The following is a 24,995-nucleotide window of genomic DNA, read 5'->3' on the forward strand; positions in this document are numbered from 1 at the left end:
TCCCGGATCGGGGTGGCCCTAGGGCCACCCCGATCCGGGAGCTGCGGCCAGGGACGGCGAGGACCGGGGCGGCGAGACTGGGGCGCGAAAGGGGGTGGACATGACGTCGGTGCGGCGCGCGTGGGCACTCGCCGGTCTCGCGGTGGTGAGCTGGGTCGACGTCCTGCTCGAACTGATCGCGTTCGCGCTGTTGTGCGTCGGTCTCGTCCTCTTCTTCTCCCCGGCGGTCGAACTCGCGCGCGTCCGGTCTCGGCGCACCCGGGAGCTGGTCGGCCGGTGGACCGGTCGGGAGATTCCGAGCCCGTACCGGCCTGCTCCGCCGGAGCCGGAACGCGAGCGCGACGGCTGGTATCGCGACGGCACCCAGCTCTACCGGCGCGCGTGGTGGATCCGCTGGAACCGACGTTTCACGTGGATCATGGAGGATCCGGCGACCGCCCGGGAGTTCGGCTGGCAGCTGCTGAACCCGCCGGTCGCGCTGGCTTTCGCGGTGTTTTCGCTGGTCGGTGGACCGGTCGCGCTGCGCGGGTACTCCCGGTGGACCGGGTACTGGCTTGGTCCACACGCACCGTGGGGGAAGAGCTGGCTTCGTCGCCGGTACGAGACGCTCGGTGGTCAGCTCGGGATGTGGGCGATCTCCGTGGCGCAGCTGGGCCTGACGGTCGCCCAGCTCATCGTGCTGACCGGCGCGGTGCCGGTGTTCCCGACTGTCACGCGGGCCAGCCGCGCGGTCGCCGACACTTTCCGTCGCGAGGCGGAGCGCTGGACCGGGGTGCGGATCGCCCAGCCGTACCTGCCGCCGCCCGCGCTGCCGGTGCCGCGCGGCGACGGCCTGTACCAATTCGGCAAGCAGCTCTACGAGGAACCGTGGTGGCCGATGCTGCGTGCCCGGATCCACTGGGTGCTCCACGACCGCGCGACCTGGCGGGATATGGCGGCGGCGGTGGTGCTGCCGGTGGTGACGCTGGTGCTGTGGGTGCCGTCGGCGGCGCTGGTCTTCTGGGGGACGTACGGCCTGGTCGCACTGTGGATCACCGGCCAGCACGGCTGGTTCGAGATGGTCGGGCTGCCCTCGGTGACCAGCACTGGCGGCGCGTTCGCGATGACGCCGGTGGCGCTGGCGGCGGTGTTCGTCGGACTGCTGCCGACGCCGTGGCTCGCCAGGTGGCAGGCGAAGCTCGGGCGCTGGCTGCTCGGTCCGACCGAGGCGTCCCGGCTCGCGCAGCGCGTGCACCGGCTGGACCAGACCCGCGTCGAAGTCAACGTCGCGCAAGCCGCTGAGCTGCGGCGGATCGAGCGCGACCTGCACGACGGCATCCAGTCGCGGCTGGTCGCGATGGGGATGAAGCTCGGCGCGGTGGAAGCGTTGATCGACCACGATCCGGACAAGGCGAAGCAACTGGCCGCGGAATTGCGGGAAGCGTCGTCGGAGGCGCTCACCGAGCTGCGGTCGCTCGTGCGCGGCATCCATCCGCCGGTGTTGTCGGAGCGTGGACTGGTCGACGCGGTGCGTGCGGCGGCGTTGGACAGTCCGTTGAAAGTCGAGGTCACGGCGACGGTGCCGGGGCGGCTCGAACAGCCGGCGGAGGCTTGCGCGTACTTCGCGGTGTGCGAATTGCTTGGCAACGCGGCAAAACACGGCGAGGCCCGGCGGGCGACGGTGGTGCTGGAGTACCTCGACGGGCTGCTGCGCGCGACCGTCACCGACGACGGCAAGGGCGGCGCCGACGCCGCGCGCGGCACGGGTTTGCGCGGGATCGAGCGGAGGCTGTCCGGATTCGCCGGTAGGTTGGCGCTGACCAGCCCGCCGGGCGGCCCGACGGAGGCGATCGTGGAGGTGCCGTGCCAGCTCGACCCCGGACCGTCGTCGCCGAAGACCAGTATCTCCTCCGAGACGGCCTGACCCATCTGCTCGCCGCGCACGGTTTCGACGTCGTCGTGGCTGTCGGCTCCGGGCCCGAACTCGCCGCCGCACTTCGCGAACACCGGCCCGACGTGTCCATTGTGGACGTAAGGATGCCGCCGACCAACACCGACGAGGGCCTGCAGGTCGCCCTCGCCGCTCGCCGGGAGACGCCCGGGCTGCCGATTCTCGTGCTGTCGCAACACGTCGAGCAGTTGTACGCGCGCGAACTCCTGGCGGACGGCACCGGCGCGGTCGGCTATCTGTTGAAGGACCGGGTATTCAACGCGGAACAATTCATCGACGCGGTCCGCCGGGTCGCCGCGGGCGGAACCGCGATGGATCCGGAAGTGATCGCGAAACTGGTGGCGGGCAACGCTTCCGACCCGCTGGCGGCCTTGACTCCGCGAGAGCGCGAGGTGCTCGGTTTGATGGCGGAAGGCTGTTCGAACGCCGCGATCGCTAGCCGGTTGTACTTCAGCGAAGGCGCGGTCGGCAAGCACACCGCGAATATCTTCGCCAAGCTCGGGATTTCCGCCTCGGACGACACGAATCGCCGCGTACTGGCCGTGCTGAAGTTCCTCGGTTCTAGCTGAGCGGCACTCGCACGGCAGGCGGAAGCGGCTCGGCCGCCGGGTGCGCCCGGAACGACTGGACCAGGTATGCCGTGAACCGCCGCACCGCTGCGACGCGCGCGGAAGCTGGTTCCAACTGGATGCCTTCGTTGGCGACCAACGCCAGCACGAGGTCTTCCAGCACGAAATCCGGCCGCAGGTCGCCGCTGTCCTTGGCCCGGCGGATGAGATCGAGCAGCAACCGCAGTGTTCGGGCGCGGTCGGCGGCGAAGTCGAGCCGTCGCGGGAGTTGCGCGACGAACGCGCGAAACCCCTGCTCACGCGCGTGCACCTCGGTGAGTTTCTCCACCACCAGGACAAAGCCCTGCCACGGATCAGCCGCAGCAAGCCCCTCTTCGACGATCGACGAGCACAACGCCAACTCCTCGGCGAACGCTTCGGCGATCAGCGCGTCTTTGGTCGGAAAATGCCGATAGACCGTCGCGACGCTCACCTCCGCCTGCCGCGCGATCTCCCGCATCGGCACGCGGTACCCGCGGACCGTGAAAGCCACCCGGGCAGTAGCGAGAATGCGCACGCGGTTGTGCGCGGCGTCGGTCCGTCTCACTTCGACCGCCACCTCTCTCACTTCCGCCTGAACCGCTGACCTGCCGGAATACCGTCGGACGGATGAAAGCTGTCCAGTTTTCCCAGTATGGCCCGCCCAGCGTCGTGCACGTCGCCGATGTCGCCGAACCGCACGCCGGGCCCGGGGAGATTCGCATCTCCGTTCGCGCTTCCGGCTTTTCCGCGGGCGAAACCACCATCCGGTCCGGTGCGCGCAAAGGCCAGGTGACGTTCCCCTTCCGGACTGGGTACGACGCCGCCGGAGTGGTGGACGAGGTCGGCGACGGCGTCGATGGGATCGAACTTGGTGCGCACGTCTTCGGCATGACGGCCGCGGATCGTCGCGGGGCCAACGCCGAGTACGCCGTTCTCGTTCACTGGGCCGCCAAACCGGCCGTATGGAGCTGGGCCGAGGCGGGCGGTGCCGCGGGCGCGATCGAAACCGCCACCCGAGTGTTGGATCAGCTGCCCGGCGAAACGATCCTGGTGCACGGCGCAGCGGGCGGGGTCGGCACGGTCGCGGTCCAATTGGCGGTCGCGCGCGGTGCCACTGTTATCGGCACCGCAAGCCCGCACAACCACGATTTCCTGCGCTCACTTGGGGCGGTGCCGACGACTTACGGACCCGGGCTGGTCGACCGAGTCCGCAGCGTCGATGCCGTCTTCGACTGCGCTGGGGGAGCATTGCCGGACCTGATCGAGATCGCCGGAGACCCCGCCCGGGTCGTGACGATCACCGACGCCAATGCACCCCAGCACGGCGTGCATTTCTCGCACAGTGCTGCGATCCCCGGTGCGGATCCGTTGGCGGTACACGGCCTTGCCGCCGCGGTAAGGCTCGCGGAGGAAGGGCGCTTAAAGATCCCCGTCGCGGCGACCTTCCCGCTGAGCGAGGCCGCAGCTGCGCATGAGCTGAGCGAGAGCAGGCACGCCCGCGGGAAGATCGTCTACGTCTCGTGAGTGTTAATCACGGTTAGAACCGGGACGAACACTCACGAGCGCGAAACCCGCACCATTTCGTCCCGTTCCACGACCTTCACCCGCTCGCGTCCTTCTGCCTCGCCGAGCGACTTCTCGTGCGTGTCGAGCTTGCCCCACCCTTCCCAGGTGGTGAACGAAATCCCGCGCGCGGCGAGGAATTCCAGGATCGCGTCCGGCGACGAATGCCGCGGCGCGGCGAGAGTGTCCGCGTCCGCCAGCAGGTTCGCGACGGTCTCGGCCGCGTCGCCCTTCGTGTGCCCGATCAGGCCGACCGGGCCGCGCTTGATCCAGCCGGTCACGTACACGCCCGGGACCTGGTTCTCGTCCAGGTCCAGCACGCGGCCGCCCTGGTTCGGGATCACGCCCGCGGTGTGGTCGAACGGGATTTCCGGCAGGTGCGACGACAGGTACCCGACCGCGCGGTACACCGCCTGGACGTCCCAATCGTGGAACTCGCCGGTGCCGACAACCTTGCCGTCGCGGTACTCGGTGCGTTCCGTGCGCAGGCCGACGACCTTGCCGTCCTCGCCGAGCACCTCGGTCGGCGCGTGGAAGAAGTGCAGGTGAAGGCGGCGCGGACGGTTGCCTTCGTCGCGAATCGCCCATTCCTGCAGCGTCTTCACGACCATGTCGGTCTGCTTGGAGGACCGCAGTTCGGCGACGCTCGCCTCGTCGAACTCCATGTCCTCGGGGTGCACGATCACCTCGACGTTCGGCGAATGGTCCAGTTCGCGCAGTTCCAGCGGCGAGAACTTCGCCTGCGCCGGACCGCGGCGGCCGAACACGTGCACGTCGGTGACCGGGCTGGCCTTCAAACCCTCGTAGACGTTCGCCGGGATGTCGGTCGGCAGCAGTTCGTCGGCGGTCTTGGCGAGCACGCGCGCCACGTCCAGCGCGACGTTGCCGACGCCGAGCACCGCGACCGACGACGCCGTGAGCGGCCAGGTGCGCGGCACGTCCGGGTGGCCGTCGTACCAGGACACGAAGTCGGCGGCGCCGTGGCTGCCGTCGAGGTCGATGCCGGGGAGGTCGAGCGCGCGGTCGGCCATCGCGCCGGTCGCGAAGATGACCGCGTCGTAGAACTCGCGCAGGTCGTCCAGCTTCAGGTCGGTGCCGTAGTCGACGTTGCCGAGCAGCCGGATGTTCGGCCGGTCGAGCACCTTGTGCAGGGCGTTGACGATGCCCTTGATGCGCGGGTGGTCGGGAGCGACGCCGTAGCGGATCAGCCCGAACGGCGCTGGCATGCGCTCGAACAGGTCGATCTCGACGCTCGCGTCGGACTTGTCCAGCAGGTCGGCGGCGTAGATGCCGGCGGGACCGGCGCCCACTACGGCGACACGAAGGATTCGGCTCACCGGTCCACGGTAAGTTAGGTGATCCTAACAATCACTGTGATCTGGCGTACGGTCCAGCAGGTGGGAGCCGCTAAGCTGGCGGCATGCGCGTTCTCGTCGTCGACAACTACGACAGCTTCGTCTACAACCTCGTCCAGTACCTGGCGCAGCTCGGTGCCGACTGCACGGTGTGGCGCAACGACGTCGTAGACCTCGACCGCGTGCCGGAATTCGACGCGGTGCTCGTCTCTCCAGGCCCGGGAACGCCGGAACGCGCAGGTCAGAGCATTGAAGTGATCGCGAAATGCGCCGAGACGCGCACGCCGATGCTGGGCGTCTGCCTCGGCCACCAGGCGCTGGGCGTGCACTTCGGCGCCACCGTCGACCGGGCGGACGAGCTGCTGCACGGCAAGACCAGCCAGGTGCACCACACCGGCGTAGGCATCCTCGCCGGGCTGCCGGAGGAGTTCACCGCCACCCGCTATCACTCGCTCACCGTGCTGCCGGAGACGATCGATTCGGCGATTTTCGAGGTCACCGGGACCACCGAGAGCGGCATCGTGATGGGCATGCGGCACCGCGAGCTGCCGCTGGAGGGCGTGCAATTCCACCCCGAATCCGTGCTCACCGAAGGCGGGCACCGGATGCTGGCGAACTGGATGGCCTCGGCGGGCCACCCGGTCGAGCCGTCCGTCGTCGACGACCTGGAGCGGGCCACCCGTACCCTGCAGAAGGCCGCGACTGCGTGACCGCGCCGTCCCCGCTGATCCGGCTCAGCGGAGTCGGAAAACGTTATGGCAGCGGCGAACCCGTCCTGACGCACGTCGATTTCGAGGTGCCCGCGGGACGGGTCGTCGGCATCCTCGGCACCAACGGCTCGGGCAAATCGACGCTGCTGCGGATCCTCGCCGGGGTGTCGCGAGCGTCCTATGGCGACATCACCGGGACCCCTGCGGTCGGTTACCTGCCAGACCGGTTCCCCGGCGGCCAGCGGCTGAGCGCGCGGGCGTACCTGCGGCATCTCGCGCGGATCCGCGGACTGGCTGACCTGTCCGGAATCGACCCGCTGCTGAAGCGGCTCGCGCTGGTCGGCAGCCCCGACGCGCAGTTGCGCACGCTGTCGAAAGGCAACGCGCAGAAGGTCGGTCTCGCCCAAGCCGTGCTGGTGCGGCCCGACCTGCTGATCCTCGACGAACCCTGGTCCGGTCTCGACGTCGGCACCCACACGGTGCTCGGCGAACTGGTCGCGGAAACCCGTGCCCGCGGCGCGAGCGTCGTGTTCACCGACCACCGGCCGGACGTCGTGCGCGAACACGCCGACGAGGTGTACCGGCTCGAATCCGGCCGGGTCGCGCCGCTGGAAACGCATCCGGAGCGCAAGCGGATCACGCTGGCGCCGGTGTCGTCCAGCGTCGACAACTGGTCCGCCGAACCAGGCGTGCACGCGGTCGCCGACAAGGTGGACGGCGTGGTCCTGACCGTCGACGCCGAACACGCCGACGCCGTGCTGCTGCGCGCGCTTTCCGGCGGCTGGTCGGTGCGAGAGGTGGCGCCATGCTCGCAGTGAGCCGTTATTACCTGGCGCTGCTGGGACATTCGCAGCGGTATTTGCCAGCTGGCCTCGCGTACCTCGCGTTGTGCTCAATCCTCTACGCAGACCCGAGTTCGCCGGTGATTCCGCTGTTTGGGGTGAGTGGCGCGGGGGTTCTCGTCCTCGCTTGCTGGCTCACGATCGCGTTGCTGGACATCGAAGATCCGGTGCAACGGCTGATCACCCTCAATCACGCTGGCGGAAACCGCAAAACTATCAGCGGTGCGGTGCTCACGGTTTTCGGCTGCACCTTGGTGTGCACGGTGGCGACCGTGGGATGGGCTGGGACGCACCGGAATCAGCTGCATTGGCAGATCCTCAGCACTGGATTGGCGACGCATTTGGCGTGTGCTCTGGTCGGTATCGCGATCGGCCTGCCGTGCTCGCGGTTGCTGGTGTCGCGTATCGGATGGACAGTGCTCGCGGCGGTTCTCGTGCTTGGCTTGGTGTTGCTGGGGAAGTGGGTCCCGTTGGTGCATCCGCTGCTGGAGGCGCTGATGAGCGGTGCCTCGTACGGCGGGCCGCTGGGGTTGGCGATTGGCACGTCGGTGGTTTTGCTGGCGGCGAGCATGACGGTGGTCGGCGCGGTCTCGGCTCGCCGGTCTTGAATCTTTATCGAAGCCTTGAGCGAGACGCATTCTGTGTCTCTCGGGTCCAAGCTAGGATATCCGACCTGAGCTGGGCCGAGTGCGGTTTCCGGCCCCATGAGCAAGGGGAGGGTCTCATGGCGGATGGCACCATTGCGATCACCATGCCAGGAGCGGCGGACGACGAACTCCGGAAGCTCGCGACGTGGTTTCGCGACGAGGACGACTTGCGCGGCCGGGTCCGAGCCCAAGACGCTCCGGCCGGTCCCGGGGAAATGGGCGGTGCGCTCGACGCGATTACCGTCATAGCCACCAGCGGTACCGCTACCGCGTTTTGCCGTTCGTTATTCGAGTGGCTGACTCGTCTCCGTGACGCGCGCAAGGTTTCGCTCAAGCTTACGAGGGGCGAGGAGACACTCGAACTGGAGTGCGGCTCGGGCGACGACTCCGCCCAAGTGCTCGCCGCGGTCCGGAACTTTCTCGAGCAGGAGTCCTGATCGGAGTGTGCGCGCTTCCCGACCCGGAGCGGTCTCGAGCGATTCTCATCGGCACGAGTGACTTCGAGTCCGAGCTGTTCGCAAACCTGCCAGCAGTCCACAACAACCTGTCGGACTTGCGCTCGGCGCTCAGCGACCCACAGACCGGGATTCTCGGCTGGGAGCACTGCTACGTCGTCGATAATCCCGACTCGCCGACGAGCCTGACGAAGCGCTTGCGCCGCTTCTCCCGGGAAGCCGAAGATTTCCTCTTCGTCTACTACGCAGGCCACGGGGTCCGGCACGAACTCCGCGACCGGCTCTATTTGACTACACGGGAGACAGACCCCGACGAACCTGATACGACGGCTGTCGCCTTCGATACCCTGCGCGACGCGGTGGAGACGAGCCCTGCTCAGGTCAAGTTGCTCATCCTGGACTGTTGCTATTCGGGAATGGCGATCGGACCGATGTCCGATTCACGGCTGGATTCCCGGGAGATCAAGGTCCGAGGAACGACGGTGATCGCCTCCTCGCCGAAGAACCGGGTGTCGCTCTCGCCGCCCGGAGACCGCAACACTGCGTTCACTGCCGAGTTGCTCACTTTGCTCACGAGCCGCTCCAACGGACGTCCGCTTGACGTAAACAATCTCTACGGCGCCCTTGATGCGGCTCTCGGGCGTCGTGGAATGCCCCGGCCGAAGATGCAGGCGATGGACACCAGCAGCAGTCTCTTGCTGCGCAGGGAACCATCGGCGGAGAAGCCTCCGGCGGAGGTCGAGCCGGAGAGCCCGGTCGCGCCTGCGGACGTCGCCGAGCCGGACGTCCCCAAGCCGGCTGACGACAAGCCGGCTGACGACAAGCCGGACGTCGGAGCCGATTCGGTGGTGATCGAGCCACCGGACTCCGTCGTACCGGTGGCTGTTCCGGAACCGGCCAGCAGCAGGACGGACAGTGACGAGGTTTCGCGCATCCCGACGGTGGCCCCGCTTCTCGCGGAGTCTTCTTCTCGCCAGGCAATGTGGTTGTGGCGGGCTGTGGTTGCTGTTCTGCAGTGGGTCGTCTTCTACCTTTGCTTTGGCTACGCAGTCGGTGGACTGGCCGGTGCATGGGCAGGCGAAGTGCCGCGCGGCAGCACGTCCGGAGACCTCACTCTCGGCTTGGTGACGTTGTTCATCGCCGGAGCGACTGGGATTTTCCTGTACCGCCGCCTCTTCCACCACCATGATCGACGGGTCGATTTCGCGGAGGTGTTCCCGTGGCTCGGCAAACATGGTGAAAGAGTGCGCTCAGTTCTCCTGTGGGTGCTGCTCGTGTTCTGCGCTGTGATGGTCGTGACTGGAATATTCGCACCCACGCGAACTTCGGCGGCGCCGTCAGGGCTAGTCATTTCCACGCTGGCAACGAATGTTGCGTTGCTGACTGCTTTCTCGCTCGGCGCGGTGATTTGCGCGTCTGCGCTGGTCAGGCAGTACCGTCAGAGGAAGCGCCCGCTGTAGTTCGCAAATTGCATTAAGCAAATGCCGATTTGGGGGTTCCCGGTTCGGCAGCGAGTCGGTTACCCTCGCGCCGTCTGTTCCGCCCGGGAGGGGAGCATCCGTGACGGCAGGGATCGCCGCGATCAGCGTGGACGGCTCCGCGGACGAGTTGCAGCAGCTGGTTTCCTGGCTCGGCGCCGAGGACGAACTCGCCGGCCGGGTGCGGCTCGCCGGGCCGGGCAGCGGCGTGGTCGTGATGGTGAGTAGCCGGTCGGCGGGCACCTTCTGCCGGTCCCTCTTCGGCTGGCTGCGCGGGCAGCGCGCCGGACGGCAGGTGTCGCTCACCGTGAAACGTTCCGGGGCCGTGGAAGAGCTGGACGTCGACTGCGGTGGCGGGCACGACGTAGACGAGGTGCTCGCCAGCGTGCGGAGTTTCCTCGACCAAGACTGATCGGCCAGCGCGAAAAAAGGGCCCGCACGGTGCGCACCGTGCGGGCCCTCCCTTACGAGCGGATCAGCCGTTGTTGTGGATTCCGCCGGGCGGGAAGATCCCGCCGCTGCTCGACGTCGTCGAGCCGCTGCTGCCGTCGTCGGCCTGGATGGTCAGCGCGATCGTCTGGTTCGGGCTGATCTGGCTGCCTGCCTGCGGACTCTGCTTCACCACGGTGTTCGGCGGGGCGCTGCCGCTGTGCGTCGTCTGCGGCTGGATCGTGCCGGACCAGCCCAGGCTCTGCAGCTTCTGCGTCGCCTGGTCCTGGGTCATCCCGGTCAGGTCCGGCATCTGGATCTGCTTCGGCCCGGACGACACGGTCAGCTGCACCGGGCTGTTCGGGGGCAGGTTGCCGCCGTTCGGCTGCTGGTCGATGACCTGGTCCTTCGGCTGGTCCGAGGGCTGGTCGGTGCGCTGGACCTGGAAGCCGGCGTTTTCCAGAAGCTGCTTCGCCGTCGCGTAGTCCTTGCCGACGGTGTTCGGCACCTTCTTCTGCGAGACCCCCGACCCGACGACGATGTCCACCGGAGTGCCCTGGGTGGCCGAGGAGTTCGCGGTCGGGTTCTGCGACACGACCTTGCCGACGTCGCTCTGGTTGTCGACGGGCTTCGTGGTCGTGTTGCCCAGCTTCAGCTTGGCCTGCTCAAGCGCCGCCTTCGCGTCGTCCGGCGACTTGCCCTGCAGGTCCGGCACGGTGGTGGTGCCCGGCTTCTGGCCGACGGTGAGGGTGATCGTGGACGTGGTCGGCACCGTCGCGCCGACCTGCGGGTCGATCGCGATGACCTTGTCGAGCTGGTCCTCGGTGCAGGTCTGGCCGCCGGGGTTGTTCGCCTCGGGGCCGCACACCACGTACTTGGTCGGCCCGAACGACGAGAAGCCCGCCTGCTGCAGCTGCGACTTCGCCTGCACCACCGGCTGGTTGACCACTGGCGGGACCTGCGCTGTCTCGTTCTTGTCGCGGAACGATCCGCTCAGCCAGAAGATCAGCAGCACCACGCCCGCCACGAGCAACGCGGCGATCACCCCGAAGATGATCCGGCGGCGTCGCTTGGCCCGCGGGTCCTCTTCCGGATCGTCGGCGTACTCGTCGTAGGCCAGCGGCTGGCGCCGGTCGGCGTTCATCACCTGGGTGCGCTCGTCGTCCGACATCACCATCGGGGCCGACGGGCGCTGCCCGGACAGCGTCCGGACCAGGTCCGAGCGCATCTCGGCGGCCGACTGGTACCGGTTCGCCGGGCCCTTGGCCAGCGCCTTCAGCACGACCGCGTCCAGCTCCGGCGACACCGCCGGGTTGACCGACGACGGCGGGTTCGGGTCCTCCCGCACGTGCTGGTACGCCACCGCGACCGGGGAATCGCCGGTGAACGGCGGCTCTCCGGTGATCAGTTCGTACAGCACGCAGCCCGCCGCGTAGACGTCCGACCGGGCATCCACCGACTCGCCGCGCGCCTGCTCCGGCGAAAGGTACTGGGCGGTGCCGATGACGGCCGCGGTCTGCGTCATCGCCGACTGGCCGTCGTGCATGGCGCGCGCGATGCCGAAGTCCATCACCTTGACGGCGCCGTTCTTCGTGATCATCACGTTCGCGGGCTTCACGTCGCGGTGCACGATGCCGTGCCGGTGCGAGAAGTCGAGCGCGGCGCAGACGTCGGCCATGACCTCCATCGCGCGCTTCTGCGACAGCGGGCCCTCGGTCTTGACGATGTCGCGCAGCGTCCGGCCTTCGACGTACTCCATCACGATGTACGGCAACGGCCCGACGTCGGTGTTCGCCTCGCCGGTGTCGTACACGGCGACGATCGCGGGGTGGTTCAGCGCGGCTGCGTTCTGCGCCTCGCGCCGGAACCGCTCCTGGAACTGCGGATCGCGGGCGAGGTCCGCGCGCAGGACCTTGATCGCGACTTCCCGGCCCAGCCGCACGTCGTGCCCGTGGTGGACCTCGGACATACCGCCGTACCCGAGCGTGTCGCCCAGCTCGTACCGATTGGAGAGCAGTCTGGGTGTCGTCATCGCTTCGTGCCGTTCCATTCCGTCCAAGGTGTGGTCATCATGCCTTGCAGGCCCTGGGCCTCGCTCGTGCCGGCAGGGGCGGCTGAGGTCGGCCCGCTCCCGCTGTCCACGCTTCGCGGCGGTCCGCCGTTGCCGGCCGACACCACTCTCGCGATCAAAAACGCCACGGCCACCAGAACCACGACGACGACCACCGCGAGCAGCACCCACCAGCCCCATTGATTCCGCTTCGGCGGCGGAACCGGCTGTACCGGGGGACCCGGCGGAGCCGACAACGGCCGGAACGCCGGATTGGAACTGGGCCCGATCGGCGCGCCGGCGCCAGCCTGCGGCACTGCGGGCGGAACCGGCGAACCTGGTGGCACTTGCGGCGCCTGACCCGCCGCGTACGCGGCGTTGACCAGGCCGAGCGGGGTGGGCAGCGGGCGTCCGGCCCGGACCGCGGCGACCGCGCCGGCGAACTCGCCGCCGCTGGCGTACCGCTGTCGCGGGTCCTTCACGAGCGTCGCCTCGATGACCGCCCGCGCACCCGGCGGGACGTCCGGCGGGAGCGGCGGCGGGACGTCGCGGATGTGCATCATCGCGACCGTCACCGCGTTCTCGGACAGGAACGGCCGGTGCCCGGCGAGGCATTCGTACCCGCACACGGCGAGCGAATACACGTCGCTGGCCGGTTCCGCGTCCTGGCCGAGCGCCTGCTCCGGCGCGATGTAGTGCGCCGTGCCCATGACCATGCCCGACCGGGTGACCGGAGCCGCGTCGGCGGCCTTGGCCACGCCGAAGTCGGTGATCTTCACCTTGCCCGCGGGGGTGACCAGGATGTTGCCCGGTTTCACGTCGCGGTGCACCAGACCTTGCTCGTGCGCGGCCTGCAGTGCGGTGCCCGCCTGCTCGAGCAGGTCGAGCGTGTAGTCCGCGGTGAGCCGCCCGTGCTTGGCGAGGATGCCCGCCAGCGGGTCGCCCTCCACGTACTCCATCACCAGGTACGCGATGGAGAGGTCCTCGTCGACCGTCTCGCCGTAGTCGTGCACCGCGGCGATCCCGGCGTGGTTGAGCGACGCGGTCATCCGCGCCTCGGTGCGGAACCGGTGCAGGAATTCGGCGTCGCCGGACAGTTCGGCCTTCAGCACTTTCACCGCGACGATCCGGTCGAGCCGGGTGTCGCTCGCCTGCCAGACCTCGCCCATCCCGCCGACGGCGATCCGGTTCGTCAGCTTGTAGCGCTCGGCCAGCAGCTGACCCGAGGACAGCATCGGCTATCCACCCCCGAGCCGGGCGGCGATGGCGGCACGGCCGATCTCGGCGGCCACCGAGCCGCCGGTCGCGGCGAGACCGCGGTTGCCGCCGTTCTCGACGATGACCGACACGGCGATCTGCGGGTTGTCCGACGGCGCGAACGCGGTGTACCACGCGTGCGGCGCGGTGTTTTTCGAGTCGGCGCCGTGCTCTGCGGTACCGGTCTTCGACGCGATCTTCAGCGCGTCGTTCTTGCCGCCGCCCTTGGTGAAGGACTCCGAAGAGATCATCATGTCGGTGAGGATCTTGTCGTTCTCCGGCGACAGCGCGGGCTTGCCGGTGAGCTGCTCCGGGTCGACGTTCTCGATCGTCGACAGGTCCGGAGCCAGGATCGACTGGATCAGCTGCGGCTTCATCGCGTAGCCGTTGTTCGCGACGGTCGCCGACAGCAGGCAGTCCTGCAGCGGGGTGAGCCGGACGTCGCGCTGGCCGATGCCGCTCTGATACAGCGCGCCCGGCGAGTCGAGCGGGCCGACGGTCGAGCCGACGACCCGCATCGGCACGGTCAGGTCGGTCTGCCCGATGCCGAAGTTGGTCGCGGCCGCCTTCATCTTGTCCGCGCCGAGCTGGCCCGCGAACGTCGCGAAGGGCACGTTGCACGAGTGCGCCAGCGCGTCCTTGAAGGTGTTGCCGGGGCAGGTTTCGCCGCCGTAGTTCTCGAGCGTCGTGTTCGTGCCCGGCAGCTGCACGTTCGGCGCGGTGCTGACCTGGGTGTCCGGGCCGATCCCGCTCTCCAGCGCCGCGGTGGCGGTGACGATCTTGAACGTCGACCCCGGCGGGTAGTTCTCCGAGATCGCCCGGTTCAGCATCGGGTTCTTCGGGTCCTTCGAGTTGGCGGCCCACGCCTTGTTCTGGTCGGTGCCGTGCGTCGCCAGCTGGTTCGGGTCGTACGACGGGGTCGACACCATCGCCAGGATGCGGCCGGTCTTCGGCTCCATCGCGACCACCGCGCCGGTGTACCCGTGCTGCGTCATCAGGTCGTAGGCGGCCTTCTGCACCTTCGGGTCGATGGTGAGCTTCACGTTGCCGCCGCGCGGATCGCGGCCGGTGACCATGTCCGACAGCCTGCGCACGAACAGCCGCGGATCCGAGCCGTTCAGCACGTCGTCCTCGGCGCGCTCGAGCCCGCCCGCGCCGTAGTTGATCGAGTAGTACCCGGTGACCGGGGCGTACATCGGGCCGTCGGCGTAGGTGCGGAAGAACTTGAACTTGTCGGTCGAGGGCTTCACGCCGGCGAGCACGGTGCCGTCCGGCGTGACGATCTGGCCGCGCTGGCGCGAGTACTCGTCGTAGAGCACCCGCTGGTTGCGCGGGTCGGTGCGGTACGTGTCGGCCTTGATGACCTGGACGTAGGTGTCGTTGGCCAGCAGCAGCACGATCATCACGAGCATCGCCATGCCGACCTTGCGCAGGGGGGCGTTCACGCGGTCCTCCCGTTCGGGTCGTCTTCGGCGGGCGGGCGCTGCACCAGCACGGTGTGCGCCTCGGCGATCGGAGCCTGCGGCTGCTGCGGCTTCGGCCGGGAGGCCGGCCTGCGCGCCGCGTCCGAAATGCGCAGCATCAGGGCGACCAGGATGTAGTTCGCCAGCAGCGAAGAGCCGCCGTAGGACAGGAACGGCGCGGTGACACCGGTTTCCGGGATGAGCGCGGTGACGCCGCCGACGACCACGAAGATCTGGATCACGATGGTGAAGGCGAGCCCGCCGCCGAGCAGTTTGCCGAACGTGTCGCGCACGGCCAGCGCGCTGCGCATGCCGCGCATCGCGAGCAGCACGTACAGCATCAGCACCGCGGCCAGCCCGATGAAGCCGAGTTCCTCGCCGATCGCGGCGGTGATGAAGTCGGTGCTCGCGGCGGGCGGGATGTCCGGGCGGCCCGCGCCGAGCCCGGTGCCGCCGACGCCGCCGGTGCCGAGCCCGAACAGGCCCTGCGCGAGCTGGTAGCTGCCGCCCAGCACGTCGTAGCGCGGGCCGAGCGGGTCGGTCCAGTTCTCCACGCGCTGCTGGACGTGGCCGAACAGGTTGTAGGCGATGACGCAGCCGCCGACGAAGAACGTGAGCCCGACGACGACCCAGATCGCGCGCTCGGTCGCGACGTAGAGCATCACCAGGATGATGCTGAAGTACAGCAGCGAGGTGCCGAGGTCCTTCTCGAACACCAGCACGCCGATGGCCGCGGCGGCGGCGATCAGGATCGGGCCCAGATCACGCGCGCGCGGCAGTTCCACGCCGAGGAACTTCTTGCCCGCCACCATGAACAAGTCGCGTTTGGACACCAGGAACGACGCGAAGAAGATCATCAGCAGCAGCTTCGCGAACTCGCCCGGCTGGATCGAGAAGAACGGCAGCTTCAGCCACACCTTCGCGCCGCCCGCCTCGGACAGGCTGGCGGGCAGCACCGCGGGCAGCGCGAGCGCGCCGAGCCCGACCAGTCCGCAGATGTAGCTGTAGCGGGTCAGCGTGCGATGGTCGTTGACCACCACCAGCACGATCACGAACAGCACCAGCGAAACCGCGGTGAACAGCAGCTGCTTGGTGATCTCCGGCGTGTAGTCGTAGCCCTGCTGCGCCCGTGTCTCGGCCTTCGCCAGATCGAGCCGGTGAATCATCACCAGCCCGATCCCGTTGAGCAGCGCGACGCACGGCAGCAACACCGGGTCGGCGTACGGGGCCCACCGGCGCACGGCGAGGTGCGTCGTGGCGAGCACGCCGAGGTAAGCGAGTCCCACCCACAGGATCGAGAGCGTCAGCTCCTGCTCCTGGTTGGCCTCGACGATGACGAGGGCCAGGGTGACGATGCCCGCCGCGAACGCCAGCAGCGCGAGTTCCGTGCCCCTGCGCTTCGGGAGGTCTCGCGGCGGATTGGTGGCGAACTGGGCGGACGCCGGGTCGGCCAGCGGCTGGCCCATCAGTTACCGCCCCCCGTCGGCGGCGTACCCGCCGTCGAGCAGTCCCTCCCCGCAGGCTGGTTCGCCGACGAAGGCGTGCCCCCGGGCGGCGCCACGCTGGACGAGGGGGCGCCCGACTGCGGGACGCCCGGAGGATTGGCCGGCTTGCAGTCCGACAGCTTCTTCTTGAGCCGCAGGAAATCGTCGATGTACTTGCGCGCGTCGTCGAGGCTTTCGCGCTTCACGCCGTTCTGCACGGCGATCCGCGCGTCCTCCTGCAACGCGGAAACGCGGAGTTTGTCGGTGCACAGCTGGCCCGGCGGGCACGAGCCCTGCTCGAGCGAGTGCAGGTCGATGCCGAGGATGCTGCCCGGGACGCCGCGATAGATCACGACCTCCTGATCGGGGCCTTCTCCGACGTAGTACTGGCTGAGCACGAAGTATCGAGTCGCGATCGCGGCGGCGCCCAGCACGATCAGCACCACGACCGCCCCCACGAGCCAGCGGAACCGTTTCCGCCGTTTCGCCTTCGGGTCTTCCGGCGGAGGCTGCTGCTCCGGTCGCGGCTGGGGCGGCGGCTGAGTCAGCGCGCGCGCCCGGGCGGCGGGGGAATCGCCCTGGTGCATCTCGTCGGTGCCGTCGCCCGCGGCTCCGCCCACGATCGGGGCGTCGTCGCCGAAATCGACGTCGACCACGTCGGCGATGATCACGGTGACGTTGTCGGTGCCGCCGCCCTTGAGCGCCAGCTCGATCATCCGGTCGGCGCAGTCCTGCGGATCCGGGATCTGCACGGCCTCGGCGAGCGTCTCGTCGCTGACCATTCCGGACAATCCGTCGGAGCAAATCAGGTACCGGTCACCGGGACGCGCCTCGCGCACGGTCAGGCTCGGCTCGACCTCGTGTCCGGTGAGCGCCTTGAGCAGCAACGACCGCTGCGGGTGCACCGCCGCCTCTTCCGGCGTGATGCGGCCCTGTTCGAGCAGTTCGTTGACGAAGCTGTCGTCACGGGTGATCTGGGCGAACTGGCCGCCGCGCATCAGGTAAGCGCGCGAGTCGCCGACGTGGACCAGACCAAGTCTGCTTCCCGCGAACAAGACAGCGGTGAGCGTGGTGCCCATGCCGTCGAGATCAGGGTCCTGGGACACCAGTTCGGCGATCGCCGCGTTGCCGTTCTGGACGGCTTCGCGGAGCTGGGCGAGCAGGTCGTCGCCCGGCTCGTCGTCGTCGAGCGGGGCGAGCGAGGCGATGACGACCTTGCTGGCCACCTCACCTGCGGCGTGCCCGCCCATGCCGTCGGCGAGCGCGAGGAGACGCGGGCCGGCGTACACGGAGTCCTGGTTGTTGGAACGCACCAGGCCCCGGTCGCTGCGGGCCGCGTAGCGGAGGACGAGAGTCATGGGCGAAGCTCGATCACCGTCTTGCCGATCCGGATGGGGACTCCGAGCGGGACCCGGAGGGGTGCAGTGACCTTAGCCCGGTCGAGGTAGGTCCCGTTCGTCGAGCCCAGATCTTCCACGTACCAGTCCTCCCCGCGCAGCGCGATCCGGGCGTGCCGGGTCGATGCGTAGTCGTCGTCGAGCACCAGCGTCGAGTCGTCGGCCCGGCCGATGAGGATCGGCCGCCCGTCGAGCGCGATGCGAGTGCCCGCGAGGGCCCCGTGTGTGACGAGCAGTTGCTGCGGGGCCTTGCTGCCCCGCGGCTTCTTCTCTTTGTTGCGGCGGAAAGACGGCACCTGGACCCGGAGGCCAGACGCGGCGTAAAGGTCCGAGCGCACGACTCGGAGCGCGGCGAACACGAAGAGCCAGAGCAGCACGAGAAAGCCCACTCTGGTGAGTTGAACGACCAGCTCTGGCACTTGTTGTGTCCGCTCCCGCCTGTGCCTGCAAGCCGCGGCGCCACGCGCGCCGCGGTTCCCCGCACGACAATTCTGCGGGAACCCTGTGGACGGTCTGCGATCAGCCCTGGGTTCGGAACACCAGGGACGAATGGCCCACCCGGATCACGTCGCCGTCGGCCAGCTGCCACGTCTGCACCGGAGTGCCGTTGACCGTGGACCCGTTGGTCGAACCGATGTCGGCGAGCGTCGCGCTCTGGCCGTCCCAGGTGATCTCCAGATGCCGCCGGGAGACGCCGGTGTCCGGGAGCCGGAAGTCGGCGTCCTGGCCGCGGCCGACCACGTTCGCGCCCTGCTTCAGCGAGTAGGTGCGGTTGGAGCCGTCGTCCAGCTGGAGGCTCGCCTGCAGTTGCCGTCCGGGAACCGGAGCGCCCTGCTGCGCGTACGGGTCCTGGCCGTAGGCCGCCTGCGGCTGGCCGCCGTACTGGTCGTACCCGCCCTGCTGGCCGTAACCCTGGTCGTAGCCCGGCGCGGGAGGCTGGCCGCCGTAACCCTGGTCGTAACCCTGCTGCGGCTGCCCGTAGCCCTGGTCGTACCCGCCGCCCTGCGGAGCCTGGCCGCCGTAACCCTGGTCGTAGCCCGGCGCGGGAGGCTGGCCGCCGTAGCCTTGGTCGTAGCCCGGCGCGGGCGGCTGCCCGCCGTAGCCCTGGTCGTAACCGGGCTGCTGGCCCTGGCCGCCGTACTGGTCGTAGCCCTGCGCGGGGGGCTGGCCGCCGTAGCCCTGGTCGTAGCCCTGCGCGGGAGGCTGGCCGCCATAACCCTGGTCGTACCCGGGCTGCTGGCCACCCTGCTGTCCGTAGCCGTACTGGCCCTGCTGGCCGTACGGGTCACCCTGGTCGTATTGGCCGTAGCCGGGGGGCTGGCTCATTGGTGGGTCTCCTGCGTTGCTGGGTCGTGCCGACCGCGACGGCCCTTCCCCCGCAGTGTCGCGGGCGTCGGGATCGACGGACGAACGGGTCTTGAACTGTCCAGTATGCAGCGCCTCGTTGCGCTCGAGTGATACGACGACGTCACCATAGGTGTCCCAGCCCTGTGCGGCGAGGTGTTCCGCCACCGCCCTCGCGAGAACCCCGGTGACCCGCTGCTCATCGCCGGCCATGCGATCGTGGTCAGCCGTCCCCAAAGACACGATGTAGTGATTCGGGGCGAGCTGCCGACCGCCTGCCAGCTCACGAACGTTCTCCTCGCCTTCCCTCTCGAGCGCAACCGCCACTTCCTGCGTGACGACGTTGCCGCCGAACATGCGCGCGAAAGTATTCCCCACCAGGTTCTCGAGCCGCCTGTCAAAGCGCTCAACGCGACCCACCGGGGACAACCTCCTCACACGTGTGCTTCCGCATCGATCCTATCCGGGGGAGGAAGGGTTGGGCATGCCCCCGGTGAAACCCGTCAGAAGGCCCTGCTAAGCTTTGCTGGCTGCCTCAAGGAAGCAACTCGGGCGAGTGGCGGAATGGCAGACGCGCACGGTTCAGGTCCGTGTGTCCGAAAGGACGTGAGGGTTCAACTCCCTCCTCGCCCACCATGGGATCTTCACAGAAGATCTGCAGGTAGGTTTACGGAACTCCCGTTCGGCTCCGGCCGGGCGGGAGTTTTGCGTTGCAGGGCTGTCTGGCTGAGGCCCGCCCGATCGACGGGAGTGGTCCAGGACACATTTTCCTGGGTGGGGTGTCCTGCGGGAGGCGTCGAACGGGGCCAGCGGCCGATCCGGACCGGATTCCGGGCAGGGGCTACCGCCTGATCGACCGGTGTGATTCGGGTTCGCGGGAGTGGGATAGAAGGTCAGCCTGGTGGATCGCCGAGGACGTTTGCACGGCGTCGGGCGCGGACCTGTGTCGCTTCTTGGGGGTGTGGGGGTGGTGTCTGGTTCGTCGAGGAATTGGGCCCACGGGTCGGGCAGGTAGCGCAGGGCGTGCCAGCGGCGGAGTTTGACGAGGTTGTAGCCGAGCATCGCGAACGCCAAGAGGAGATTGTTCTTGACGGTGCCGAAGACTCGGGTGAACCCGCGTTCGAGGCGCATGCGGTGGGTTTTGAGTTCGGCGTTGGTGGATTCGATGGCGTTGCGGCGGTGGTAGTCCTGTGCCCAGGCGGTGCTGTTCCAGACGGCGCGTTGGCGTTCGCGGGGATGGTCGGTGGGTGCGACTGTGACGGTCAGGCCGCAGCCGCCAGGCCGCAGCCGCAGGGTTTGTCCGGTGTGCATGCAGTGGTCGGCCGGGCGTGTGACAGCAGCATGGACCGTGGAACGTTCGGGCAGCGGACTTTGCCTGCGACGGCGGGACCTTTGAGCCGCTGGTAGCCGTCCTTGTCGCGGGCGCTGTGCGGCGTGAACGCGTACGGGACGCGCTTGTCGTATCTCGTGCGGAGTTTCGCTTCTTCGGCGGGCATGTTGCGTTTGAAGCCAGGGAGGTCGCGGAGTCCGGAGGGGAGGGCTGCGGAGTAGAGGCCGCCGTCGAGCCAGATCGTGCCGGGTTTCGGCCCGGGGGCGGTTCCGCGCTGATTGGGGTGCAGGTCGCCGATGACGTCGATGTCGCGTTGCCACAGCGGCCAGACGAAGCTCTCCGGTTTGCAGGGGTGTAGCCGCGGTCTGCAGCGATCTCCCGGATTTCGCGGCCACGGGCGAGGACGGAGTCGACGAGCTTGACGGCTGCTATTCCTCGGTGGCTGCTGGCCGGGACGAGGTGCATGCCGAGGACGATGTGGGCTTCGTAGCCGGTGTAGATGTTGCCGGGTTTGCCGTTTTTCCCGCTGCGGTGGCCTTCGCGGGCGTCGGGGTCTTTGGTGTGCAGGGGTTTGCCGTCGGGCGCGGTGCGTGGCCAGCCGGACTCGGAGACGGCACCGTTCGGGACGGTTTCGATGTCGTCCGGCAGTTGTCGGCCGGGGTCTAGCGCGGGTGTCTTGCCCCAGGGCCGTCGTCGTGCCCACGTCTCGAAAGCGGTGTCGTCGAGGGCAACGAAAGGGCGCACAGCGTAGGTGGGCGGGATGGACGCGTCGATCACCCTCGACACGAACTCGTGGACGTCCATCCGCCGGTCTTCGCCGGGCACGGACAGGCCGGTGGTTTCGAGCGTGGAGGCGAGGAGGGTGAACCGGTGCCAGAACATTCGGTACGTGCTTCGGTCGACGATTCCCAGATCGCGCTGTTTGGCTGGGTGGATCTCGGCGATTGTGTCCACGGCCTGGGTCAAGACCATGTCCCGGCCGTTGAGCGCGCACTCGATGCCATGCAACGCCAGGCTGGTGAGCAGTGCGCGTGCGGAGAATTGCCTGGACGAGGTCAGACAATGCACCGCAGAGTTCGTTCAGGTGGCGAATCGCTCCGCGGGTGCTCTCTTCCCCGTACCGCAGTCGGTCCAGCAGCCCGCCTCGACTCGCGACTACCACAACGGCGATCACCGCCGTGATCGCTCCTAGGACTGAGGGCAGAGGCCGGTTCGTCGTCCACACGTACATCTCGACGATCTGTCGCCATGCCTCGGAACGGAGACCCAGGGCGGGCGAAGCCACATCGCTGCGGCCATTGCGGTCGCGAGGGACACCATCGTGTTCCACCGGCCAGCCAGAAACAGAAGTCTCGCGCCCCATTCGAGTACTCGATTCACTGCGACCGCACGGAAAGCATGGCGCTCCAACCGCGCCAGGGGGATGTGCGGGGGCGCAAGCGCTTGCCCGGCCTTCCGACACGCCCGCATTGTGCGGGAACTGTCCGGGACAGCATCGATTTGGCCGGGCCGCGCTCCGCCCACTCGCAGCAACCGGCCGCCGAGCCGAACGGTCCACCACAGGGAGACCCAGTGGCTGCTTACCCGCCACTGCACCCGGAACAGCACCTTCCATGCCCTGCGCGCAAGGAACGACACCAGAGCCGCTGTGGCCACCACGTATGCCGTGTACCGAACCGGCCACCATGGAACGACGAGGTCGATACCATTGTAGAGCTGTGCCAGCAGCCAATGCGCGATCTCGTCCATTGCCAATCCTCTCCGCCGCGCTGCCGGACGGAACGCGGCTGTGGCACGGAGACGCTCCAGAGCCATGCCGTGCTCGGGGCGAGTCGTTCACGCGGGAACCAAGTCGGCTATGTGACTGGCTCTCTCGGCAATGACGCACTGGGCTTTCGCGGCAGGTGGTCGCGTTCGTCGGCCTTGCCCGCCACTAAGAGCTTCCTCGGCTCGCGAGTCAGAACACGTCGTTGACGTCGGGCCGAGGGACGTTGAGGTCGCAGTACGAGTACAGCTCCGTCCGTTTGTCGTCGGTGTTCTGCGGGATGTGCTGGAGCGGCACGATCCAGGTGCTGCGCTCACCAGGCGAGCATGACGGACTTGCTGGAGGCTGCTGAGGACTTCCCGCCGGATTGCCTTTGCCGTCGGGCGGGACCAGGTCCCCTCCCACGATCTTGCCGCTCGCGTCGCGGAACACGACGGCGGTGCGGCGGCTGGACAATGCTCGGCAGTTGGTCGATTTTTCCGTGTAGCGGACCGCGTCGGCCGGAGGGGATGCCGGTACTCGGCTGGTGGATTCGTAGGTGTCTGTCGGCGGGCTGAACGAGCCGAGTGCGCCGTTCGGCAGCCAGGTCGTGGTCTGGACGTCGACATCGGCCGAGTCGACCTTGTCGTTCCCGCCGACGTTGACGAGCGTTCTCCCGATGCCGACGTGTTCGCCGGGGAGCAGCACGGGGATCTCCATGGTCATCGGTGCGCCTTGGACGGGGCCGGGCGGCAGGCCGTTGACCGAGACGATCACTTTGAGCGTTATTTTGGTCCGATAGGCGATGTGGTCGCTGGTGTTGCGCAGCACTGCTCCCATGCTCGCCAACCCCGATGACGACACGCCTTTTTCCGTGACTTCGACCCCGCCCCCGGTCGGGCCGGTTTTCGCCGACACCGGTTGTTCCCGCACCGAATTCGGGATGTCGCAGGGCTGTGCCGCCGATCCATCGCCTCGGGTGGTCAGCACCACCGCGACAACGCCCGCAGCTACCACCAGCAGCGCGACGACCGTGACCAGGAGGAGTTTGCGTTTGGTCATTCGTAGTACCGCTTCTTCAGCTCGTCCACCTGGGACTGGAAGTCCTGGATCAGCTTCGCCGCTGCTTCGGAAGCACCCGCGGCGAACTGCTCCTCCGGCACCTCCCGTACGGTGCCGGGCTTGACGTGCACCGAGAAGTTCTCCATGCCTATTGCGGAGATCGTGATCCGCTCGTCGCTCGATCTGCCGACTGCCTCGACCTGGGCCCGGTCGGCGAAGAAGTTCGAATCACGAAGATCATCGGCATCGATGTTCAGCTCCGTCTCGTCGATCGCTGCCCGGTACTGTCGCTGCCATCCGGCCCACAGGAGTCGTGCGATGCTGGCCAGTGCGTTCTCCAGCGCGGATTCGTCGATGAATTCGTAGACGCTTTCCCCGAACGACACGGCGATGTCTGTGCGCCGGCGCAGCTCCGCTTCGATCTCGGTCCCAGGTGCCTGTACGCGGACTCGAATGCCGTCGAGCCTCTCGGCCAAATCCATCACGGCCCCTCTCCTGTCGTCAGTCCGACCGGCCGATGCCGGTGTCGCTGGCCAGGTCGTGTTCGTTCATTCCGGCCAGCTTCGGGCGGGCGGAGACGAGCTTGTCCTTGTTCGCGCGCACGGCATCGGTCAGCGCTCGCACCTTGTCGGCGATCTGCTGCGTCTCGACCTCCTGGATGTGCCGGGTGAGATCGTCTACCGCCTGCTTCATCGAGTTGACGATCGTGTCGACCGAGTCGCCGGATGCGGTGATGTTGGCTATGCCCGCACTGCCTATTGAGGCGGCTGCTCCGATGGCGGCGAGCGGCACGACACCCCCGGTTGCGATAGCGACGACGACGCCGCCGATCGCGCCGACCGCGGAGAGCACCGAGAACCCGAAAGTCCACTGGTTCTTGCCGCAACCGCCAGCGTTGTCCAGCGCGTTCTTCGTGTTCTCCGCGATCTTGTCGATATCGTCGCGAGCTTTGGCCCACATCGCCTGGTGCGCTTGGAGCACGCCTTTGAGGGTGGACAGCACGGTGAACTGGTTCCCCGCGACCGTTTTGAAGGTGTCGATGAAGTTTGCTTTGAACGCCATGGCGGCCTCGCCGGTCCAACCTTGCAGGTAGCCGCCGTCGGTGGTCATCTTGTCCAGATTCGGGTTGGCCAAGGTGACGTTGCTGGTGAGTTCGGTCGTGTGGACCGACCCGGTGTTCAGCTTGGCCATGGCCGCGTCCAGATCGGCGATCAGCGGATCGTAGCCTGCGGGATCGGGCATTCTGGAGAACGGCTCGAACATCGACTCGACGAATGCGTAGTGCTGTCTGAACGGCTCAGGGTCACGAATGACCCCGGATTGGGTCGCGTACCTCTGATCGTGCTCCTTGATGGCCAGCTCGACAGCCTTGTCCTTGATGTCTTTCGCGTGTTGCATCAGTTGATCGAAGGTCACAGCTTGCCGTCCAGGGCCGGGTCGAGTCGCGCGCGGCGGTGCAGTTCGTCGCTCGCGGATTGGTCGGTCCCGGCGTAGTGCTGAGCTGCTGTGCCCAGTGCCGCAGCGGTGTCGTCCAGGTTGGTTTTGGTTTCCTTGAGGAACCCGGTCATGGTCTCGTGGAGGTCGAGATATGCCTGGTACACCGGACCGAGTGCGCCGCCGCCGAACTGCTCCGGGCGACGCATCGCGCGATCCGCCCCGCCGAGGACTCGATCACAGCTGCCGATCGCGTCGCCGTAGTCGGCCGAGACCACCGGGAAATCGACCTTCGCCACTTTCTCCAGTTCATACAGGTCGACGCCGAATTCCTTGCCTTGATGAACCATTTCCCGTCCCCCTCAATCGTCTTGTGCCTTCAATTTGGCTAGTGCTGACTGTTCGGCTGCACCTGCGCACGGGCCCGCCCT

Annotated in this window: 23 protein-coding genes, 1 tRNA gene and 1 pseudogene; 10 read left to right on the plus strand and 15 right to left on the minus strand. The window is 67.9% G+C overall.

Going from position 1 to position 24,995, the window contains the following annotated elements:
- Positions 1-100: 100 nt before the first annotated feature.
- Together D0D37_RS19305 and D0D37_RS19310 are read left to right on the plus strand one after the other, a co-directional pair.
- On the plus strand, positions 101-1,903 hold the full coding sequence (locus D0D37_RS19305) for a sensor histidine kinase (RefSeq protein ID WP_116201955.1): 1,803 nt from the start codon (positions 101-103) through the stop codon (positions 1,901-1,903).
- Entirely contained in the window at positions 1,843-2,499 is a 657-nt protein-coding gene (locus D0D37_RS19310) for a response regulator (RefSeq protein ID WP_116201956.1), read from the plus strand. The genes D0D37_RS19305 and D0D37_RS19310 overlap by 61 nt, the downstream gene beginning before the upstream one ends.
- Here the strand turns inward: D0D37_RS19310 and D0D37_RS19315 are convergent.
- Complete coding sequence (locus D0D37_RS19315) at positions 2,492-3,085, minus strand: TetR/AcrR family transcriptional regulator (RefSeq protein ID WP_208720042.1); 594 nt, start codon at positions 3,083-3,085, stop codon at positions 2,492-2,494. The genes D0D37_RS19310 and D0D37_RS19315 overlap by 8 nt on opposite strands.
- A 62-nt stretch (positions 3,086-3,147) precedes the next feature.
- Here D0D37_RS19315 and D0D37_RS19320 point away from each other — a divergent pair, with 62 nt between their 5' ends.
- A complete protein-coding gene (locus D0D37_RS19320; protein ID WP_116201958.1) occupies positions 3,148-4,044 on the plus strand; it encodes an NADP-dependent oxidoreductase in 897 nt (298 codons plus the stop codon).
- Between the two features lie 32 nt (positions 4,045-4,076).
- On the opposite strand, the gene D0D37_RS19325 is transcribed toward D0D37_RS19320, so the two are convergent.
- A complete protein-coding gene (locus tag D0D37_RS19325) occupies positions 4,077-5,393 on the minus strand; it encodes an FAD-dependent oxidoreductase (RefSeq protein WP_116201959.1) in 1,317 nt (438 codons plus the stop codon).
- Positions 5,394-5,503: 110 nt separating this feature from the next.
- Here D0D37_RS19325 and D0D37_RS19330 point away from each other — a divergent pair, with 110 nt between their 5' ends.
- The 6 genes from D0D37_RS19330 to D0D37_RS19355 all read left to right on the plus strand — a co-directional run bounded on the left by D0D37_RS19330 (position 5,504) and on the right by D0D37_RS19355 (position 9,982).
- Positions 5,504-6,148: an aminodeoxychorismate/anthranilate synthase component II gene (locus D0D37_RS19330; protein WP_116201960.1), complete on the plus strand. Its 645-nt coding sequence runs from the start codon at positions 5,504-5,506 to the stop codon at positions 6,146-6,148.
- Between the two features lie 14 nt (positions 6,149-6,162).
- Positions 6,163-6,966 (plus strand): ATP-binding cassette domain-containing protein, encoded by an 804-nt coding sequence (locus D0D37_RS19335; protein ID WP_162834333.1) that lies wholly within the window; start codon positions 6,163-6,165, stop codon positions 6,964-6,966.
- Complete coding sequence (locus D0D37_RS19340) at positions 6,954-7,598, plus strand: hypothetical protein (protein WP_116201962.1); 645 nt, start codon at positions 6,954-6,956, stop codon at positions 7,596-7,598. The genes D0D37_RS19335 and D0D37_RS19340 overlap by 13 nt, the downstream gene beginning before the upstream one ends.
- Positions 7,599-7,714: 116 nt before the next feature.
- A complete protein-coding gene (locus D0D37_RS19345) occupies positions 7,715-8,074 on the plus strand; it encodes an effector-associated constant component EACC1 (protein WP_116201963.1) in 360 nt (119 codons plus the stop codon).
- A 5-nt stretch (positions 8,075-8,079) separates the two neighbouring features.
- Positions 8,080-9,552, plus strand: a complete 1,473-nt coding sequence (locus D0D37_RS19350; RefSeq protein ID WP_162834321.1) for a caspase, EACC1-associated type — start codon at positions 8,080-8,082, stop codon at positions 9,550-9,552.
- A 100-nt stretch (positions 9,553-9,652) separates the two neighbouring features.
- Positions 9,653-9,982, plus strand: a complete 330-nt coding sequence (locus D0D37_RS19355) for an effector-associated constant component EACC1 (protein WP_116201965.1) — start codon at positions 9,653-9,655, stop codon at positions 9,980-9,982.
- A 63-nt stretch (positions 9,983-10,045) separates the two neighbouring features.
- Here D0D37_RS19355 and pknB read toward each other — a convergent pair whose 3' ends face one another.
- The 7 genes from pknB to D0D37_RS19390 all read right to left on the minus strand — a co-directional run bounded on the left by pknB (position 10,046) and on the right by D0D37_RS19390 (position 19,414).
- Positions 10,046-12,031: a Stk1 family PASTA domain-containing Ser/Thr kinase gene (pknB, locus tag D0D37_RS19360; protein ID WP_116201966.1), complete on the minus strand. Its 1,986-nt coding sequence runs from the start codon at positions 12,029-12,031 to the stop codon at positions 10,046-10,048.
- The gene (locus D0D37_RS19365; protein WP_116201967.1) at positions 12,028-13,284 is read right to left on the minus strand and encodes a serine/threonine-protein kinase; all 1,257 of its coding nucleotides are present in this window, start codon (positions 13,282-13,284) and stop codon (positions 12,028-12,030) included. Before D0D37_RS19365 ends, pknB begins: the two co-directional genes overlap by 4 nt.
- Positions 13,285-13,287: 3 nt before the next feature.
- Positions 13,288-14,751 carry a peptidoglycan D,D-transpeptidase FtsI family protein gene (locus tag D0D37_RS19370; RefSeq protein ID WP_116201968.1) on the minus strand — a complete coding sequence of 488 codons (1,464 nt, stop codon included), beginning with the start codon at positions 14,749-14,751 and terminating at the stop codon, positions 13,288-13,290.
- Positions 14,748-16,235 carry an FtsW/RodA/SpoVE family cell cycle protein gene (locus D0D37_RS19375; protein ID WP_116201969.1) on the minus strand — a complete coding sequence of 496 codons (1,488 nt, stop codon included), beginning with the start codon at positions 16,233-16,235 and terminating at the stop codon, positions 14,748-14,750. Before D0D37_RS19375 ends, D0D37_RS19370 begins: the two co-directional genes overlap by 4 nt.
- Complete coding sequence (locus D0D37_RS19380) at positions 16,235-17,611, minus strand: PP2C family protein-serine/threonine phosphatase (protein ID WP_116201970.1); 1,377 nt, start codon at positions 17,609-17,611, stop codon at positions 16,235-16,237. The genes D0D37_RS19375 and D0D37_RS19380 overlap by 1 nt, the downstream gene beginning before the upstream one ends.
- Positions 17,608-18,069 carry an FHA domain-containing protein FhaB/FipA gene (locus D0D37_RS19385; RefSeq protein WP_037718919.1) on the minus strand — a complete coding sequence of 154 codons (462 nt, stop codon included), beginning with the start codon at positions 18,067-18,069 and terminating at the stop codon, positions 17,608-17,610. The genes D0D37_RS19380 and D0D37_RS19385 overlap by 4 nt, the downstream gene beginning before the upstream one ends.
- 100 nt (positions 18,070-18,169) lie before the next feature.
- The gene (locus D0D37_RS19390) at positions 18,170-19,414 is read right to left on the minus strand and encodes an FhaA domain-containing protein (RefSeq protein ID WP_116201971.1); all 1,245 of its coding nucleotides are present in this window, start codon (positions 19,412-19,414) and stop codon (positions 18,170-18,172) included.
- Between the two features lie 130 nt (positions 19,415-19,544).
- Between D0D37_RS19390 and D0D37_RS19395 the strand changes: the two genes are divergently transcribed.
- Positions 19,545-19,630, plus strand: a tRNA-Leu gene (locus D0D37_RS19395).
- 459 nt (positions 19,631-20,089) lie between these two features.
- On the opposite strand, the pseudogene D0D37_RS48850 reads toward D0D37_RS19395, so the two are convergent.
- From D0D37_RS48850 to D0D37_RS19435, 6 genes and pseudogenes are all read right to left on the minus strand, one after another.
- A pseudogene (locus D0D37_RS48850) lies at positions 20,090-20,305 on the minus strand (hypothetical protein); the annotation flags it as partial.
- Positions 20,257-20,490 (minus strand): hypothetical protein, encoded by a 234-nt coding sequence (locus D0D37_RS19405; RefSeq protein WP_116201972.1) that lies wholly within the window; start codon positions 20,488-20,490, stop codon positions 20,257-20,259. The gene D0D37_RS19405 and the pseudogene D0D37_RS48850, both read right to left, overlap by 49 nt.
- 1,791 nt (positions 20,491-22,281) lie before the next feature.
- A complete protein-coding gene (locus D0D37_RS19420; RefSeq protein ID WP_116201975.1) occupies positions 22,282-23,130 on the minus strand; it encodes a hypothetical protein in 849 nt (282 codons plus the stop codon).
- Positions 23,127-23,612 (minus strand): hypothetical protein, encoded by a 486-nt coding sequence (locus D0D37_RS19425; protein WP_244223578.1) that lies wholly within the window; start codon positions 23,610-23,612, stop codon positions 23,127-23,129. The genes D0D37_RS19420 and D0D37_RS19425 overlap by 4 nt, the downstream gene beginning before the upstream one ends.
- Positions 23,613-23,631: 19 nt before the next feature.
- Positions 23,632-24,546: a hypothetical protein gene (locus tag D0D37_RS19430; protein ID WP_116201977.1), complete on the minus strand. Its 915-nt coding sequence runs from the start codon at positions 24,544-24,546 to the stop codon at positions 23,632-23,634.
- Positions 24,543-24,914, minus strand: coding sequence for a hypothetical protein (locus D0D37_RS19435; RefSeq protein ID WP_116201978.1), 372 nt, complete (start codon positions 24,912-24,914; stop codon positions 24,543-24,545). The genes D0D37_RS19430 and D0D37_RS19435 overlap by 4 nt, the downstream gene beginning before the upstream one ends.
- Positions 24,915-24,995 lie beyond the last annotated feature (81 nt).

The sequence above is a fragment of the Amycolatopsis circi genome (genome assembly GCF_003385235.1).
Lineage (GTDB): Bacteria > Actinomycetota > Actinomycetes > Mycobacteriales > Pseudonocardiaceae > Amycolatopsis > Amycolatopsis circi.